Source organism: Enterobacter cloacae complex sp. HYC033_NIDB, assembly GCF_056673335.1.
In genome coordinates this window covers 45379-62410 of record NZ_CP115124.1, presented here as the reverse complement: position 1 = coordinate 62410, position 17032 = coordinate 45379, and the positions used below count along the sequence as shown (strand labels likewise).

At 52.0% G+C, this 17032-nt stretch carries 19 protein-coding genes; 15 read left to right on the top strand and 4 right to left on the bottom strand.

What is annotated here, in order from left to right:
• Positions 1-53 precede the first annotated feature (53 nt).
• Entirely contained in the window at positions 54-671 is a 618-nt protein-coding gene (locus O1721_RS23790) for a hypothetical protein (protein WP_000464630.1), read from the top strand.
• Between the two features lie 232 nt (positions 672-903).
• Positions 904-1182 (top strand): hypothetical protein, encoded by a 279-nt coding sequence (locus O1721_RS23785; RefSeq protein WP_000746034.1) that lies wholly within the window; start codon positions 904-906, stop codon positions 1180-1182.
• Between the two features lie 90 nt (positions 1183-1272).
• Here the strand turns inward: O1721_RS23785 and O1721_RS23780 are convergent, their stop codons facing one another.
• Genes O1721_RS23780 through O1721_RS23765 form a run of 4 tightly spaced genes read right to left on the bottom strand, consistent with a single transcriptional unit; the run spans position 1273 to position 4800 of the window.
• Positions 1273-1761, bottom strand: a complete 489-nt coding sequence (locus tag O1721_RS23780) for a hypothetical protein (protein WP_000467110.1) — start codon at positions 1759-1761, stop codon at positions 1273-1275.
• 14 nt (positions 1762-1775) lie between these two features.
• Positions 1776-3968, bottom strand: a complete 2193-nt coding sequence (locus O1721_RS23775) for a DNA topoisomerase III (protein ID WP_000366823.1) — start codon at positions 3966-3968, stop codon at positions 1776-1778.
• On the bottom strand, positions 3968-4201 hold the full coding sequence (locus O1721_RS23770) for a hypothetical protein (RefSeq protein ID WP_001191890.1): 234 nt from the start codon (positions 4199-4201) through the stop codon (positions 3968-3970). Before O1721_RS23770 ends, O1721_RS23775 begins: the two co-directional genes overlap by 1 nt.
• A complete protein-coding gene (locus tag O1721_RS23765) occupies positions 4183-4800 on the bottom strand; it encodes a hypothetical protein (protein WP_001249395.1) in 618 nt (205 codons plus the stop codon). Before O1721_RS23765 ends, O1721_RS23770 begins: the two co-directional genes overlap by 19 nt.
• Before the next feature lie 167 nt (positions 4801-4967).
• Here O1721_RS23765 and mobH point away from each other — a divergent pair, with 167 nt between their 5' ends.
• From mobH to traV, 13 genes are all read left to right on the top strand, one after another.
• Positions 4968-7940, top strand: a complete 2973-nt coding sequence (gene mobH / locus O1721_RS23760; RefSeq protein ID WP_001326173.1) for a MobH family relaxase — start codon at positions 4968-4970, stop codon at positions 7938-7940.
• Positions 7937-9802 (top strand): conjugative transfer system coupling protein TraD, encoded by a 1866-nt coding sequence (gene traD / locus O1721_RS23755; protein ID WP_000178857.1) that lies wholly within the window; start codon positions 7937-7939, stop codon positions 9800-9802. Before mobH ends, traD begins: the two co-directional genes overlap by 4 nt.
• Positions 9803-9851: 49 nt before the next feature.
• Complete coding sequence (locus O1721_RS23750; RefSeq protein ID WP_000228720.1) at positions 9852-10397, top strand: hypothetical protein; 546 nt, start codon at positions 9852-9854, stop codon at positions 10395-10397.
• Positions 10354-10983: an IncC plasmid conjugative DNA transfer DtrJ family protein gene (locus tag O1721_RS23745; RefSeq protein WP_000743449.1), complete on the top strand. Its 630-nt coding sequence runs from the start codon at positions 10354-10356 to the stop codon at positions 10981-10983. The genes O1721_RS23750 and O1721_RS23745 overlap by 44 nt, the downstream gene beginning before the upstream one ends.
• Before the next feature lie 9 nt (positions 10984-10992).
• Positions 10993-11439, top strand: a complete 447-nt coding sequence (locus tag O1721_RS23740; protein WP_000122507.1) for a hypothetical protein — start codon at positions 10993-10995, stop codon at positions 11437-11439.
• A gap of 9 nt (positions 11440-11448) precedes the next feature.
• A complete protein-coding gene (locus O1721_RS23735; RefSeq protein ID WP_000869297.1) occupies positions 11449-11826 on the top strand; it encodes a hypothetical protein in 378 nt (125 codons plus the stop codon).
• Complete coding sequence (locus O1721_RS23730) at positions 11826-12488, top strand: hypothetical protein (RefSeq protein WP_001231464.1); 663 nt, start codon at positions 11826-11828, stop codon at positions 12486-12488. The genes O1721_RS23735 and O1721_RS23730 overlap by 1 nt, the downstream gene beginning before the upstream one ends.
• A 335-nt stretch (positions 12489-12823) precedes the next feature.
• Positions 12824-13189 carry a hypothetical protein gene (locus O1721_RS23725; protein ID WP_001052530.1) on the top strand — a complete coding sequence of 122 codons (366 nt, stop codon included), beginning with the start codon at positions 12824-12826 and terminating at the stop codon, positions 13187-13189.
• 144 nt (positions 13190-13333) lie between these two features.
• Positions 13334-13615 carry a type IV conjugative transfer system protein TraL gene (gene traL, locus O1721_RS23720; RefSeq protein WP_000805625.1) on the top strand — a complete coding sequence of 94 codons (282 nt, stop codon included), beginning with the start codon at positions 13334-13336 and terminating at the stop codon, positions 13613-13615.
• The gene (locus O1721_RS23715) at positions 13612-14238 is read left to right on the top strand and encodes a TraE/TraK family type IV conjugative transfer system protein (protein WP_001049717.1); all 627 of its coding nucleotides are present in this window, start codon (positions 13612-13614) and stop codon (positions 14236-14238) included. Before traL ends, O1721_RS23715 begins: the two co-directional genes overlap by 4 nt.
• Positions 14222-15139, top strand: a complete 918-nt coding sequence (locus O1721_RS23710; RefSeq protein ID WP_000794249.1) for a TraK domain-containing protein — start codon at positions 14222-14224, stop codon at positions 15137-15139. Before O1721_RS23715 ends, O1721_RS23710 begins: the two co-directional genes overlap by 17 nt.
• Entirely contained in the window at positions 15139-16452 is a 1314-nt protein-coding gene (locus O1721_RS23705) for a TraB/VirB10 family protein (RefSeq protein ID WP_024131605.1), read from the top strand. Before O1721_RS23710 ends, O1721_RS23705 begins: the two co-directional genes overlap by 1 nt.
• Positions 16449-17027, top strand: coding sequence for a type IV conjugative transfer system lipoprotein TraV (traV, locus tag O1721_RS23700; RefSeq protein ID WP_000793435.1), 579 nt, complete (start codon positions 16449-16451; stop codon positions 17025-17027). The genes O1721_RS23705 and traV overlap by 4 nt, the downstream gene beginning before the upstream one ends.
• Positions 17028-17032: the final 5 nt, after the last annotated feature.

Sequence of the window (17032 nt, the reverse complement as noted above, 5' to 3'; positions counted from 1 at the left end):
GCGCCAGATGTTCAAACCATGTTTTATAGCAACACCTCTTTGGGGGCGGAATTATGTTTTTTGATAACAAAGTAGAATCTCACTCGCTCGTAATGGGAGCCAGCGGGAAGGGCAAATCGGTCTTGTCCGAACAAGTGCGGAAAAACGCGAGGCTGCGCGGTGATCTGCTGGTGGATACTGAGATGTACCGTGAAGGTCGAGGGTTGAAACCATACGAGCATGAGTACGCTCGTCGCTTAGTTCTGGGGCTAAGTGGACCGTTGCCGCGTGAACTGCGTGGGAAGCCGGTGACGGTTATCTCTGATGTGTCCAGACCAAAAAAGGTAAAGCGTCAGCCAAAGCAATTTGTTAAGACCGTAAATGGCGTCACCCTTGAACGCCAATTGGTGGCAGATGCAAGAGACCAGTTGGAAATGCAAACAGGCGTCTGGCTCAAACAACCTCAGCTCATCGAGCTGATGGAAGAGTCGGGCATAGACGAAACTCTAGCCGATTTTGGTGAGGCTGAAACACAGATCCGAGAAATGCTGGCGGATGCGTTGGCGATGAAACTGGTAGGGCGCTCATGGCCCAAGTGTGGAGCCCTCTATAACGCGGCAGAAAAGTCCGACGTTAACTTTTCCTCCGAGCTTGATGCTGCGGCAAAAGAAGCTGGATACATGGTTCGCTGAATGGGATTTGGTGTGGACAAGATAGATCGGCAAAGTTGGCTCGTTAAATTCAGGCGAGCGAAGTGTCAGGACACTTTAGACACGATGCGGGATGCGGCCATTCGCAACTATGAAGGGAATATTCGTGTTATCGCGGATATTGTATTGGCCCATGAGGCGAGAGAGACAGAAATTGAAAAAGGGATGTTTTGTCTAATAGTTAGATAGTCTGATGAGCTATCAGGTGGTGATTATGAAAAAGAGAATACTTCATCTGCCCGTAAAAAAGATTTACTTCGATCAGATCAAATCTGGAGAAAAACCAGATGAATATCGCCTCGTCACAGACTACTGGATAAAAAGACTAGAGGGGCGCGAGTATGATGAAGTCCATGTTAAGTGTGGCTACCCAAAGGCTGGAGATATGTCCAGGATAGAGATTCGTCCTTGGCGTGGCTTCTCAAGGAACGTCATAACGCACCCGCACTTTGGAGATTATCCGGTTGAAGTATTCGCCATCCATGTGAATTGATTTTGGTATTCTGATTTAAAACTATTGTAGCTCAGGTATCAAAAGAACTTGGGTAATTAAAGATAAGGGGCCGACGGCCCCTTAATTGTTTTAGTTTGTGAATATTGAACAATCGAGGTGGGATAGCGCTTGTTCGTAGCTACCTTTGTTGTTCGTCTTACGCAGTGCCACCAGCTCAACAATCAATTGGCTTAAAGCCAGTGATTGAGGCTCCCAGACGCGCTTGCATTTGTCAGCCATGTTGGCATTTACGTCTGTAATGACGTAGAGGAAATCAGGGACGTCTTTCAAGGTCCCCAGGCCTTTTGCCATATCAACAGCCTCAGGGTTTTGATAGCTTCGAGTGGCGCTCAGGTCATCGTGGGAAATATAGCTGGCAGATGTCTCAGCGAAACCTAACACCATGCCTTTTCCTGCGCTTTTTGCAATGGCCGAGCCGATAGCTAGAGTTGGCATGATGGCCTGACCTATTTGGCGGGTAGATGCAGTTGCCAAGCCTGAGGCGATGTTCTTCCCGGCATCTTCGGCAGTGGCAGAGCTGGTTGTGAGCATCGCAGTTAAAATGATTTTTCCAAACATACTTAATTCCTCTATCAATCCATAAAGTCCGACTTTTTGAAGGGCATAGTGCCTTTGCAATCGGGATACGCTGTGCAGCCCCAGAACTTAGAGGCTCGTTTCTTGCCAGGGGCTTTTCCTTTCCTGAGACGCATCGGGCTACCGCAATCTGGGCAGTCTGGACAATCCTCCGCCGCGATACGTTTCTCGGGTTTCCCTCGGTTGTCTGGGAACGTCTTCTTGCAAGCCTCGTTCTGGCAGCCCCAGAAAAAACCGTTCTTCCCTTTGATCCGGTGCATCTCTCCACCGCAGTTGAAGCATTCGTGTGAAGGAGGCTTCGCGCCCTCGAAGGCTTTAGCCATCGCGCCACCTTCTTTGGTCAGAACCGGTGCGGCCACTTTGAGCTGCTCAACCATTTGGCAGATCCAGGTGGAAATCTGCTTCATGAAGACAGACATGTTCCCGGAGCCGGAGGCAACTTTCTCAAGCTCCTGCTCCCAAGCCGCAGTCATGCCGGGTGATTTGATGGCTGGTGGAAGCACTGCTATAAGCGCATGAGCCTTATCAGTTGCAAGCAGTACCTTTTTCTGACGCTTGAAGTAGCCTTTATCAACAGCGCCCTGGATGATGCTTGCGCGTGTTGCTGGAGTGCCTAAACCGGCTGTGTCTTTGAGGATTTGTTTGAACTTCTCCTCAGTCACGAACCGGGCAATGTTCTCCATCGCGGCAAGCAATGTGGCTTCGGTGAAGTGCGGTGCTGGCCGCGTCATTTTGTTTGCCAGCTCGGCCCCATTCAGCAAGGCAGGTTCGCCCTGGCTAACCCTGGGGAGCTTCTCTTGTTCAACCGGCGCGTCGGTGTCTTCCCCCTCGTCCTTGGGACTGCTTTCACTATCAGAAGCAAACAAAACCTTCCAGCCTTGTTTGGTAGGTGTCTTACCAGCGGACGCAAAGAGGTGACGCCCACACTGCACCTCGATGGAGGTTTTGGTGAACTCGAACTCGCTGTAGAACTGCGCGATGTAGAAACGACGGATGGCGTCGTAAAGATTGAACTCGATCTCAGACATGGCACTGATGTCTGTTCTGGCCGGTGTTGGAATGATCGCGTGGTGCGCGGTCACTTTGGCGTCATTGAATACCCTGGCCTTGCGATGAGGATCTGCGCCAGCCACCAGCCCAGAGACGTTCTGATCGGACAAAATGAGCGCCTGGAGAATGTCCGGAATGTCTTCCTTTTGGCTCTCGGGTAGATAACGACTGTCAGTACGAGGGTAGGTGGTCGCTTTGTGCGTCTCGTACAGAGCTTGAGCTGCATCCAGTACCTGCTGAGCTGTGTATCCCCATCGTTTGCTCGCGTATTGTTGCAGCGACGTTAGATCGAAGGGGAGGGGGGCTGACTCTTTACCTGGTTTGGTTTCTGCTTTGCTGATAACAGCATTGGCACCATTGACCTGGGAGGCTACCTGCTCGGCATAGGCCTTATTGACGCACCGGCCTTGCTCGTCACTGCACTCTTCTGGTGGTATCCATTGGGCGGCAAACTGTCCATTCTGTACGGACACGTTCACACCCAGAGTCCAGTATGGTGAGGGGGTGAAACCGGCGATCTCTCGGTCCCGTTGACAAACAAGAGCGACGGTTGGGGTGATAACCCTGCCAACGTGAAGAGTGTGGTTGAAGCCGACATCTCGGGCCAGCACTGTGTAGAGGCGGCTCACGTTCATGCCTACCAACCAGTCAGCGCGTTGCCGTGCCAATGCGGCGTAGTAGAGTGAGACCGTATCCTTGCCATCCTTTACGTTGTTCAGCGCTTTCTTGATGCTTGACTCATCGAGAGCCGTCAAACAAACTCGGCGAATAGGGCCAGAGTAGCGGAATCGATCCAGAAGCGAACGGGCGATAGCCTCACCTTCTCGGTCGTAGTCCGTTGAGATGTAGATGGTGCTCGCCTTTTTGACCAGTCCCTCAACAATTTTGTACTGTTTGAACGCACTCTTGCGAACGTTGTACCGCCATGACTCTGGTGCAATAGGGAGGGTCTCCAGTGACCATGACTTGTAGCGTTCGTCATAATCGTCTGGCATATACAATTCCAGCAGGTGGCCGAACGCCCACGTAATAACGCGGTTTCCTCCATCATGGAGAAATCCATCACCTCGTTGGGAGGCCTTCATTACGCCAGCCAAATCTTTTGCCTGAGAAGGCTTCTCGCAGATATAAAGGTCCATTAAGCAGCTCCTCTCATCTTTGATTCCAGATTCGCCAGCTCAGTCCAGCTTTGAGCCAGACCTTTGACTTCGGGGTAGTCTCTGGAGAGGTTTTCGAGGACTCCAGAAATGACATAGGCCGCTTCGCTGGAATTACCCCTCGAACCGGCCTCCTGGAGCATGATTAATAAAGCGTCGAAGAGCTCAGCCTTACGGCCTAGCTCTGTCTGGTTTCTTATTTCAGAGCTTTGCATGGGTTCACCACTGAATAGGGACGCACGGACTCGCGCACAATGCGGCGATCTGCGTCAGTTACAGCCTGACTGGTGCAAAAGTGCGTCCAGGCATTCAGATAATCTTTATAGGTGTGGGTAGGTGGTATGCAGCCGGTTACAACGTCCTTGGGGATGTTTGTGGTTCCCTCGGCTTCCACAAAGCGCCAATCGTGCTCGTCCATACCTTTGCCACCATCGCAATAGCGTTCCCAGCGTGACAACTCGTACAGCGAGTAGCCTTTGCCTTTATTCATGGACTTGAAGGTATTGATGGCTTCGTTGACATCCCCGTGCTGTTTGATCCCTGCTGGAGTTTTATCTGAACCAGCGGAGTCATCTTTGACCTTGTTCATCGTTGCGCTGACATTACCGTCGCCCAGCACATGGATATAACCAGGTTGACGTAATGCAGCACCACCGCGCCCCATGTTGTCCCATGCCATCGACAGTTCCCGGCTAACTCGGGCAGGTTTGTCATTTTCGGCAGGGGCAGTCTGGGGCTGAGGCTTTTGCTCGGGGGCGTTAGAGGCACACCCGGCCAGAATTGCCACTCCCAGAATTGCTATCAGTTGTCTCATCGTGTCGTTCCTCATAAAAAATTGTCGATGAGCCCATTCTAAAAGGGGGGGGATGGAAAGCTGGTTTCTCAAACTGCCCAAATTGGACAGATAGGCGTGTGTGCGATCTAAAGGTGTTTTGAGAGCATGTAGCGACGAGAAATACGATAGGAATATGGTCAACCTACATGCTGAAAGCCCTTAACAAGTTATTTGGTGGGCGAAGTGGAGTGATCGAGACCGCGCCGAGCGTCAGAGTGTTGCCGCTTAAAGACGTGGAAGATGAAGAAATCCCTCGATACCCACCTTTTGCCAAGGGCCTGCCAGTGGCCCCACTAGACAAGATACTGGCAACCCAAGCTGAACTGATTGAGAAAGTGCGGAACTCTCTCGGTTTCACTGTGGACGACTTCAACCGGCTTGTTTTGCCGGTGATCCAGCGGTATGCCGCGTTTGTTCACCTGTTGCCAGCTTCCGAATCACACCACCACCGTGGCGCTGGTGGTCTGTTCCGACATGGGCTTGAAGTGGCCTTCTGGGCAGCTCAGGCATCTGAGTCAGTTATCTTTTCCATCGAGGGGACGCCTCGTGAACGCCGTGACAATGAGCCGCGTTGGAGACTGGCGAGCTGTTTCTCCGGGCTGCTGCATGATGTGGGTAAACCGCTCTCGGATGTGTCCATTACGGACAAAGACGGGTCAATCACATGGAACCCGTATTCGGAGTCACTTCATGACTGGGCACACCGTCACGAAATCGACCGTTACTTTATCCGGTGGCGCGACAAGCGACACAAAAGACATGAGCAATTCTCGCTGCTGGCGGTGGATCGAATTATTCCGGCTGAGACTCGGGAGTTTCTGTCCAAGTCTGGCCCGTCCATCATGGAAGCGATGCTGGAAGCTATCTCAGGAACCAGCGTCAATCAGCCTGTGACCAAGCTGATGCTTCGCGCTGACCAAGAGAGCGTCTCACGGGACCTTCGCCAGAGTCGTCTCGATGTGGACGAGTTCTCCTATGGTGTGCCTGTCGAGCGGTACGTGTTCGATGCCATCCGCCGCCTGGTTAAAACCGGAAAATGGAAGGTCAATGAGCCAGGCGCGAAAGTCTGGCACCTCAACCAAGGTGTATTCATTGCCTGGAAACAGCTTGGGGACCTTTATGACTTGATCAGCCACGACAAGATCCCCGGTATTCCACGAGACCCTGACACACTGGCCGACATTCTCATCGAACGTGGTTTTGCTGTACCAAACACGGTGCAGGAGAAGGGTGAACGTGCGTACTACCGCTACTGGGAAGTTTTGCCTGAGATGCTCCAGGAGGCGGCGGGATCGGTGAAGATCTTGATGCTCCGACTCGAATCAAACGACCTGGTGTTTACGACTGAGCCTCCTGCGGCTGTTGCTGCGGAAGTTGTTGGTGATGTTGAGGACGCTGAGATTGAGTTCGTTGATCCTGAGGAAGTCGATGACGACCAAGAGGAAGATGTGTCAGCTCTGAACGATGACATGTTGGCCGCAGAGCAGGAAGCAGAGAAAGCTCTAGCTGGTCTTGGCTTTGGTGATGCGATGGAGATGCTGAAAAGCACCTCAGATGCTGTCGAGGAGAAACCAGAGCAAAAAGATGCTGGATCAACGGAATCATCTAAGCCTGACGCTGGCAAGAAGGGTAAGCCGCAGAGCAAACCGGGCAAAGCAAAACCGAAGAGTGATACAGAGAAACAACCCCACAAACCAGAGGCAAAAGAGGATTTGTCCCCTCAGGACATTGCCAAAAACGCACCACCTTTGGCAAACGACAATCCGTTACAAGCACTCAAGGATGTTGGGGGTGGACTGGGGGACATCGACTTTCCGTTTGACGCATTCAGCGCATCGGCAGAGACAGCCAGCACTGACGCAACAAACTCAGAAATCCCAGATGTGGCAATGCCCGGAAAGCAAGAGAAGCAGCCAAAACAGGACTTCGTTCCACAAGAACAAAACTCCCTGCAGGGCGATGACTTTCCAATGTTCGGTAGTTCTGATGAACCGCCATCATGGGCGATTGAGCCGCTCCCTATGCTGACTGACGCACCAGAACAAACAACACCAGCGCCAGCAATGCCACCTACGGACAAACCTAATCTGCATGAGAAAGACGCAAAGACCTTACTCGTTGAGATGTTAGCCGGGTACGGAGAAGCATCGGCGTTGCTTGAACAAGCGATCATGCCTGTTTTGGAAGGTAAAACGACGCTGGGCGAAGTCCTATGCCTGATGAAGGGTCAAGCCGTCATTTTGTACCCGGATGGCGCTCGGTCGCTGGGTGCGCCGTCAGAGGTTCTCTCGAAGCTGTCCCACGCCAACGCGATTGTTCCAGACCCGATTATGCCAGGTCGCAAAGTTCGTGATTTCAGCGGAGTGAAGGCAATTGTACTGGCGGAGCAGCTTTCAGATGCAGTCGTAGCGGCCATTAAGGATGCCGAGGCGTCAATGGGGGGATACCAGGATGCCTTTGAGCTCGTCTCTCCCCCTGGCTTGGATGCAAGCAAGAATAAGTCTGCACCGAAACAACAAAGCCGAAAAAAGGCGCAGCAGCAGAAGCCTGAGGTTAACGCCGGTAAACCCTCGCCTGAACAAAAGGCGAAAGGTAAGGACTCCCAGCCACAGCAGAAGGAGAAGAAGGTCGATGTTACTTCTCCGGTTGAAGAGCCGCAGCGCCAGCCGGTCCAAGAAAAACAGAACGTGGCTCGCCTTCCTAAGCGGGAGGTTCAACCAGTGGCTCCTGAGCCCAAAGTTGAGCGTGAGAAGGAATTGGGACACGTCGAGGTGCGAGAAAGGGAAGAGCCAGAGGTTAGGGAGTTTGAGCCGCCTAAGGCGAAAACAAACCCGAAAGACATCAACGCGGAAGATTTCTTGCCGTCTGGTGTTACGCCTCAGAAAGCACTCCAGATGCTCAAGGACATGATCCAAAAACGCTCGGGCAGATGGCTCGTGACACCTGTCCTGGAAGAGGATGGCTGCTTAGTAACCAGTGACAAAGCCTTCGACATGATTGCCGGTGAAAACATCGGCATCAGCAAACACATCCTCTGCGGGATGCTGAGCCGGGCACAGAGACGGCCTTTGCTCAAGAAACGTCAGGGAAAACTGTATTTAGAGGTAAATGAAACATGACAATGAGTTATGACCCGCTCGCCTACGAGATGCCGTGGCGGCCCAACTATGAAAAAAATGCTGTAGCAGGCTGGCTTGCCGCCTCCGGCGCGGCTTTGGCCGTAGAGCAAGTCAGCACGATGCCTCCGGAGCCCTTCTATTGGATGACGGGGATCTGTGGCGTGATGGCGATGGCTCGTTTGCCAAAGGCTATCAAACTTCACCTGCTCCAAAAGCATTTGAAGGGGCGTGATCTGGAGTTTATTTCTATTGCGGAGCTCCAAAAGTACATCAAGGACACGCCGGACGATATGTGGCTTGGTAGTGGGTTCCTGTGGGAAAACCGCCATGCCCAGCGCGTGTTTGAGATCCTGAAACGCGACTGGACTTCCATCGTAGGGAGAGAGTCCACGGTCAAAAAGGTTGTCCGGAAGATACAGGGTAAGAAAAAGGAGCTGCCAATCGGCCAGCCCTGGATTCACGGGGTAGAACCCAAAGAAGAGAAGCTGATGCAGCCACTCAAGCACACTGAGGGGCATTCGCTGATCGTTGGGACCACCGGCTCGGGCAAGACCCGTATGTTCGACATCCTGATTTCACAGGCCATTCTGCGTGGGGAAGCCGTGATCATCATAGACCCGAAAGGGGATAAGGAGATGCGGGACAATGCACGACGTGCCTGTGAAGCTATGGGGCAGCCGGAAAGATTCGTCTCATTTCATCCAGCATTCCCGGAAGAGTCGGTGCGTATCGACCCTCTGCGTAACTTCACCCGCGTGACTGAAATTGCAAGTCGTTTGGCAGCGTTGATCCCGTCCGAAGCAGGGGCCGACCCGTTCAAATCATTTGGATGGCAGGCACTGAACAACATCGCTCAGGGCTTGGTCATCACTCATGATCGTCCCAACCTGACAAAGCTCCGCCGATTCCTTGAAGGTGGCGCTGCTGGCTTGGTCATCAAGGCCGTTCAGGCTTACTCAGAGCGAGTTATGCCCGACTGGGAGGCAGAAGCAGCGGCTTATTTGGAGAAAGTCAAAAACGGTTCGCGTGAGAAGATCGCTTTCGCGTTGATGAAGTTCTACTACGACATCATCCAACCTGAGCACCCAAACTCTGATCTGGAAGGCTTGCTGTCGATGTTCCAGCACGACCAAACCCACTTCTCCAAGATGGTGGCGAACCTCCTGCCGATCATGAATATGCTGACGTCCGGGGAGCTAGGCCCTCTGCTGTCTCCAGACTCATCTGATCTGAGCGACGAACGCCAGATCACTGATTCCGCAAAAATCATCAACAACGCTCAAGTTGCTTATCTGGGGCTCGACTCCCTGACCGACAACATGGTTGGTAGTGCTATGGGGTCCATCTTCCTGTCAGACCTGACAGCGGTTGCCGGTGACAGATACAACTACGGCGTCAACAACAGACCCGTAAATATCTTTGTTGATGAGGCTGCTGAGGTGATCAACGACCCGTTCATCCAGCTCCTGAACAAAGGTCGCGGTGCGAAACTTCGTCTTTTCGTTGCAACTCAGACTTTTGCTGACTTCGCAGCTCGACTGGGTAGCAAAGACAAAGCGCTCCAAGTGTTGGGGAACATCAACAACACGTTTGCTCTGCGTATCGTCGATGGTGAAACACAGGAGTATATCGCAGATAACTTGCCGAAGACCCGGCTCAAGTACGTCATGCGGACTCAAGGCCAGAACTCGGATGGCAAGGAGCCCATTATGCACGGAGGCAACCAAGGCGAGCGTTTGATGGAGGAGGAAGCTGATCTGTTCCCAGCCCAGTTATTGGGAATGCTTCCGAACCTGGAATACATAGCCAAAATTTCAGGCGGAACAATCGTAAAAGGCCGTCTGCCCATATTGACCCAGTAAGAGCAGAGCTATGTGTGACAAGAAGTATAGAAATTACGAGGTAGCCATCATGGTCGATGTGAACCCTTTCGACAGGGTTATGAATGAATTGAAAAGTCGTGGCCGCAAGAACGCTCACATCCTGAGCATCCTCCAATTCGACTGGCCTGCATCGGAGGCCATCATCGAGAAGCTGAGCTGCTACATCACAGACGGGATTAAGGCTAATCAGGAGCCTGTGATTTACCCGATCATTGAAGAAGCTCTGCATCGCTACAGCCAGCTCGTGTTTCATGAGCAGAGAGAGAAATATGAAGACCCGGCCAGAATTGGGGCATTTCTGGAAACCCTGATCACCGAAACCTGCCGGGCGTTGGAAGTGCAAATTGTCGATAGTGGCGGTGATTCATGGTCTGTCGATTCAGGAGAGTCGTTCTCACTGTGGCTTTCTTCCCATCCAGGAGAACTATCCATTAACCCGCAGCCCCATGAGGATGAGACCTCTTTGCGTGGCTTGCTGTATGAGCTCATCACCTGTGAGAGCGTGAAAACTGTTTTAAGGAGAACCGACTATGAAGAAGCCGTGGTTGCTGGTCGCATGGCTGCTGGTTATTGAGTTGCTGGCAATATTGCTGCTGATCCCTGGCGACTGGACAGACAGAGCCATCAAAAGGGAATCCGAGCTGGTGGAACAGAGTCTTGGTGTCGAAGCAAGAGACTGGATACAGAACAAAGCATCTACCTGGTTCAGGTCGAGCGTTATTGATTCAGGATTCTATGAGGGGATGTACCAAACGCTGATCCCATCAGAAGAGGAGCGCCAGAAGTCCAAGGGGATGCAGGACATGGGCAAGGGCTGGTTTGTGTGGGTCAAAGGCCGCATGGAAGCCTTTGTCAACGTCATTTACCAGTTCTACACAAGGTTGGCACTGTTAGCCGCGTGGGCTCCCTATATGCTGATCCTGTTCGTACCTGCGGTATATGACGGGATGATGACATGGCGAATTAAGCGGACCAACTTCGATTATGCGAGTCCGGTTCTCCATCGTTACAGCGTTCGCGGAACGATGTACCTGATGGCCGGATTGTTCATCGCGTTCTTCATCCCCATAGCGCTCGATCCGGTTGTCATCCCGATGACAATGATGACGTGCTGTGTCCTGGTTGGCCTGACGTTCGGCAACCTCCAGAAACGGGTATAGGGAGGGAGGATGAGCTACTCCGTTATAAATCAAGATGGGGTGCATCTGTGCGACATCCCATTGAACGTCTACCAGGTGATACGTCGCCAATCCTTGTCTGCGTTGTGGCTTTACTGGGCGCAGAGCTTGAATTTGGTGAAGGTGCTCATTGCTTGCGTCGGAAAGATGATCTTTGTGATGCCGGTAATGTGGTTCTGGGTGCTGGTGGTGTGCCGCTTGGTTGAACCAGAACGTATCTCAGACGTGTCAGGACTTATCTCTCCGGACGTGATCGGGTGGGCCGCTGGTGCGGCCATCACCCTCATTATCTTTTCCGTATTTACACGCCCAGCGTTGTACGGATACCACAACTTTTTCAAGCAGCATATTTGCTCAAGAGTAAAGCAAGTAACGCCGGAACTCAGAACAGTCACTGGGCCACTGTTCTTTTACCGAAACGAAATTGGAACGATATAGAGAGGAACCATGAAAGTAACTAATAGACTCCAACTGCTGGCACTGGGGCTGTGTATAGCCGGTACTGCCATCGCGGCTCCTGATGTGCTCAATGACGACGCAAAGCTCAAGAACCTTGAGAAGGTGTGTCCCGACTGTCAGATGGTGGCAAAAGATGTACTCAATCTGCGGGTTGAAAACTGCCAGCTCAAAGACACTTCCAGTGCAATGATGATTGGCACCATGCAAAATGACCCTATGTTTTCGTTTATGCTGGCTGTACACACAGCGGCAGGCTCGGAGGCATACAAAACGGTAGTTGGTGCCGCTGGCAACCATGTTGACTGTGAAAACCCGTTGAACTGGATCAAGCTGACCCAGCAAGCGATTAAAGGTGGCAAAGTCTAATGCGTAAGAGAGATTTCTTTTTTGGAGAGGTGTATGAGGGGAGTGGAGGAGCCACTCTACGACTGAGTGATATGGAACCATTGGCAAGAAAAGTGTCGGCAGAGTTCTTCACTGCACAACTGAACCGTATACTGAAAGAGCATGACGGTCAGTTGACGCTCAGCGATGGAACGTCGTACCCCAGCTTTTGGAGCTTCATCGACAAGGTTGATCCAGAGCAGGTTGGTTTCGTGGAGATCTACGCTCGGCAGGATGTTAACGATAATGTTGAAGCGACACTGGCGTGTGACATCGTTTTGGTAAATGGTGTGATCACCGTTAAACCTCACTGGTGTGCTTACAAAGACATCAGGGCTGACGAAGTGATTTCCACCTTACTGGTGCCTTTGCATTTGAAGGCTCTCCAGGGTAAGGCTTACATTCGCTGGGATGATGGTGAAACCGAACCTCTGTTACAAAACGACGACTATCAGGCTGAACTTGAAAATGTGTTTAGTGTTTCCAAGTACCCATCAGCCATGAGCTGGGGCGATACAGCAGACCAGAAGGTTAAGCAGTACAAGATGGACCTTGAGTGCGCCACAGATGTTGGTCGTCGAGGTGTCTCATCAGAGCAAGCATGGGATGCTTATCGAGAACTCCGTTACAATAGAACAGTGTGAAACAAGCGGCCATCGGCCGCTTTGAACTTTCACATGTGAAAGTTTTTCGCCTCCCGCTCTTATCATCTCCTCGAATAAACCTCCATAAAGTGCCCAAAATGGGCCGTAACAGCACTGTTCCTAGATTGATCAATTAAGAGACGATTACTCCGTGATGACGACAAGTTATTTGGAGGGTCTATGTCCGCACAAGCTCACGTCAGAGAAAGCGAAAGCTCATCTGGTTCATTCATCTCCTGGCAGTTCCTTGTCTGGCAGGTGATGTTCGTTATAGGTGTTGTTGCAGGGATGAACCTGGAACACGCATTCAATTTTCTAGGTTAATGGGAGGAAGTGTGAACCTTAATAAACAATTTTTCTGGTTTTTGATGAACGCGGTGCTGATGTGCATCTTCATCGTTCCAGTGGCCGTCGCGTTTTGGCTGTCTGCTTTTGCGGCAGGTTTTGACTGGAGTCAGTGGGTTAAGTTGGCTGCTGATACGGCCAACAGAGCTGCAAGTGACCCGGCCAAGGCTCTGGGCACGGTTCAGACCTACTGGGGCATTCTCAGCTTCTTCCTGCTGGCGGCGTACAGTCTGATGTTCAAGTTTAAAGCCAATGCTAACAAGGAAGTGAAAACTCTGGAGGTGGCCCGACCAGCCAATGAAGTTAGCGTTGCGGCTTCGGAAAAACATTCGGAAGCGGTTCCTCAAAATCAATAACCGATCCAGTAAACGCAAAAAAGGCGGCTTAGGCCGCCTTTTTTTATTTGTCGCTGGAAGTGCCCGAAAAGGGCGCGAAGCCGTGGCAGAAAATCAGTGACCCTGAATGAGAATACAGGCCACTAGGAAAAGAAGAGGGTTGCTATGAAGCCTGTAAAGATACCGCGCCGGGTCGATGAGCCCCCGCATCTGCTGTTGTGGAGCGCAGATGAGTTGGCCCCGATGCTTTTGGGGCTAACGATAGGGGTCATCATCGGTAAGGCTCTGATCTGCTTTCTGGGGGGGTTACTTGTAACCAACCTTTATCGCCGATTCAGGGATAACCATCCGGATGGATACCTGCTCCACATGATCTACTGGGCCGGGTTCATCATGACCAAGGCCAAATCTCTCAAGAACCCGTTTGTCCGGAGGTATTTGCCTTGAACCTGAAAAAGTATCTCAAGACCTGGGAAGGGACCCAAACAGAAAATAAGTGGGGGCGAATCTTCCAGGGTGGTCTTATTGCTATCGTTTTCCTGCTGGTGGTCCAAGTATTCAGCAAGGAAACCATCGTCACTATCCAGCCTTTCACGCTCACGGAAGAAGCCTGGGTGACGAAAAGTAACGCCTCTCAGTCCTATAAAGAGGCTTGGGGTTTCGCTTTTGCTCAGCTCCTTGGCAATGTGACGCCAGGAACCGTTGACTTTGTGAAAGAACGGATCACCCCGCTTCTCTCCCCGAGCATCTATCAGGACGTGATTGATGCCATCGAAATTCAAGCTCAACAGATCAAGAACGACCGCGTAACCATGCGGTTTGAGCCGCGTTTTGTTGAGTACGAGCCCAAGAGCGACAAGGTGTTTGTCTACGGATATTCCTACGTCAAAGGGGCTTCTTCTAACGAAGAGCGTAGCGAACGCTCCTACGAGTTCGCCATCAAGATTTCAAACTACGCGCCCGTGCTGGACTACATCGACACCTATGTAGGAAAGCCACGCACCAAAACTGTTTTGGAGCAACTCCAGCGCAAAGAAGAAAACCGGAGAAAGCATGAAGAACAACGCTAAACTTTCGCTCCTGGCGCTGTCCTTGGCGCTTGGAACTTCAATGGCCTATGCCTCGGATGACATTCCTGTTGTCCCGGCCAGTGTTATGAAAAAGGATGTTCCTGCCCCTGTGACGTCAGGACAAAGCTCCCATGAGGTTGTGGGCAGCATGAATGAAAACCCCTTACTGACGATGAAGCCGGGGGTTAACCAGATCATCCCGATAGCCGTTGGTCATCCGAACCGAATCGTCACGCCTTTCAGCAATCCTGAGATCGTTTCAACATCTCTGACCGGGGCGACGGATAACGGCCAGTGTGGTGAGGTCTGCATCAAAGAGAATGTGGTCTATGTCGCCACGGATAAGCAGTATCCGGTGACTATGTTCATTACTGAAAAAGGCTCGGAAGCCCAAGCTCTCAGCCTGACGATGGTTCCCCGTCGTATTCCGCCCAGAGAAGTCTTTCTCAAGCTCGATGGTGGTGTAGGTATCACTGGTGCTTTTGCCAATACCAAGGCTGAGACCTGGGAACAGAGCCAGCCTTATGTCGAAACCATCCGGTCGGTATTCCGCAAGATTGCTCTTGGTGAAGTCCCTCAAGGTTACACGTTGAACCGCATCCCTGCTGGTGCTGCGGTGCCGAGCTGCGCTCATCCTGGGGTAAAGGTGGATTTCAGCAAGGGGCAATACATGATGGGCCACCACCTTAACGTGTTCATCGGTGTCGCCCTGAACGTCTCTGATCAGCCTATTGAGTTCAAAGAGGCGTTGTGTGGGAGCTGGGATGTGGCTGCGGTGACTACGTGGCCGCTTAACGTGCTTGAGCCCGGCCAGAAGACGGAGATCTATGTGGCGAAGAAGCAGAAGCGTGGTCTCGCACCAACGTCTAAGCGTCCATCGCTGCTGGGAGGTGCCCAATGATTAAGCGATTTTGGACACAGTTAGACCCCAACAAGAAGCGTTGGGTGTCTATCGCTGGCGGCGTCTTCGTTCTTTTTGCGGTCGTGACAATGTTCTCTGGTGAACCCAAGAAAGAAGAGAAGCGCGGTCGCCAAGAAACCATCAAGCACGTTCTCACAGACAAAAACACCCGTGAGATCGGGATAGATTCGTTGTCTGCCGATGTGAAGATGGTGTCTCGTGAAAACTCCGACCTGAAAAAGGAGCTGGAACGAGTCAAGAAAGAGCTGGAGGAAACCAAAACCACTGCCGGGAAATCCAGTGATGTTGGCCGTGAGATGACCCGCCTTCGTCAAGATTTGGACCGCCTGACCCAGAAGAACATGGAATTGGCTAAGAAAGTCGAAACCGGCGCTGCTGGTGGAAAAACATCCTCTTCATCAGAGGATGCCAGAGCCGATGTTAATGGTGCATCTGGTGGTGATGGTCAGTTCATGGAGAAAAAGCTCGACTACAAAGATCCTGCATCCTTTTTTCGGGACGCACCGCTTCCTGACTCGAAGGGTGGGGCTCCTGCAACTGGCAAGGGAGACGGTCGTGATGCAACTAAACCAGGCATCCAAATAGTGAGCTACTCGCAGAAAGCGCCAGAAGTTGAAGAGAAGGACAACAAGGATGATGAGTCTATCTACCTACCTTCTGGCTCCATCCTGACAGGGGTGCTCATCAACGGTATGGACGCACCAACATCTCAAGGTGCTCGTCGAGATCCGTTCCCTTCGACCCTCAGGATTCAGAAAGAGGCTATTTTGCCTAACCGCTTCCGTGCGGATGTTCGTGAGTGCTTCCTGATTGTTTCAGGCTATGGAGATCTCAGTTCAGAGCGAGCGTACCTGCGTGGCGAGACCTTCTCGTGCGTTCGGGATGATGGGGGTGTCATAGAAGCGAAGCTGGATTCCTATGCAGTGGGTGAAGACGGTAAGGCCGGTGTCCGTGGTCGCGTCGTATCGAAGCAGGGGCAAATCATCGCCAAGAGCTTGATGGCAGGCTTCCTTGGTGGCGTTTCCGAAGCCTTTGACGTCAATCCTGTGCCGGTCGTTAGCACTAACCCTGGCTCAAATACCCAGTACCAGTCTGTGTTCTCCGACCAGATGTTGCAGGGAGCAGCAGTGAAGGGGGCCAGTAAGGCGCTAGATCGCATCGCTCAGTTCTATATCGACATGGCCGAAGGCATCTTCCCTGTTATCGAGGTCGATGCTGGCCGTCAGGTAGACATCATCGTGACCAAAGGAACCAAGCTACAAATTCGTTCCACCGGGGGAACCAAGAAATGAAAAATTTGAACATTTTGACCAGAAAGGGCAGTTCCAGAGGCGAGGCTCAAAAGGAACAGGCAGTAAGATCCGCAAAGATGTTGGGGGTGGGTGCAGCGCTACTTATTTTGTCGGGCTGTTCGACGTTCAACATCGGCAAGGATGAGTATAGCTGTCCGGGAATGCCGAATGGTGTTCAGTGTATGTCAGCGCGAGACGTTTACGCCGCAACCAATGACGGAAATGTCCCGCGTCCAATGAAACCAGAGGAAGTCGAGGCCAAAGCGGAAGCGGATGGCGAAGGTTCCTCAAACGTTTCAGCGAACTCATCTAGCTCCGGAGACCCGGTGATTGACAACTATGTCGCACCGCGTCTTCCGGATCGCCCGATTCCAATTCGTACACCAGCACAGGTTATGCGGATTTGGGTAGCTCCCTGGGAGGACACCAATGGTGATCTCATCGTGACAGGGTATGTCTATACCGAAATCGAACCGCGCAGGTGGGTGATTGGGGATGGCACACCGCAAAGTGAGCCAGTTTTGAGACCGCTGCAAACGGTACAACACGAACCGAAGTCTGAAACAACCAAATAGGAGAT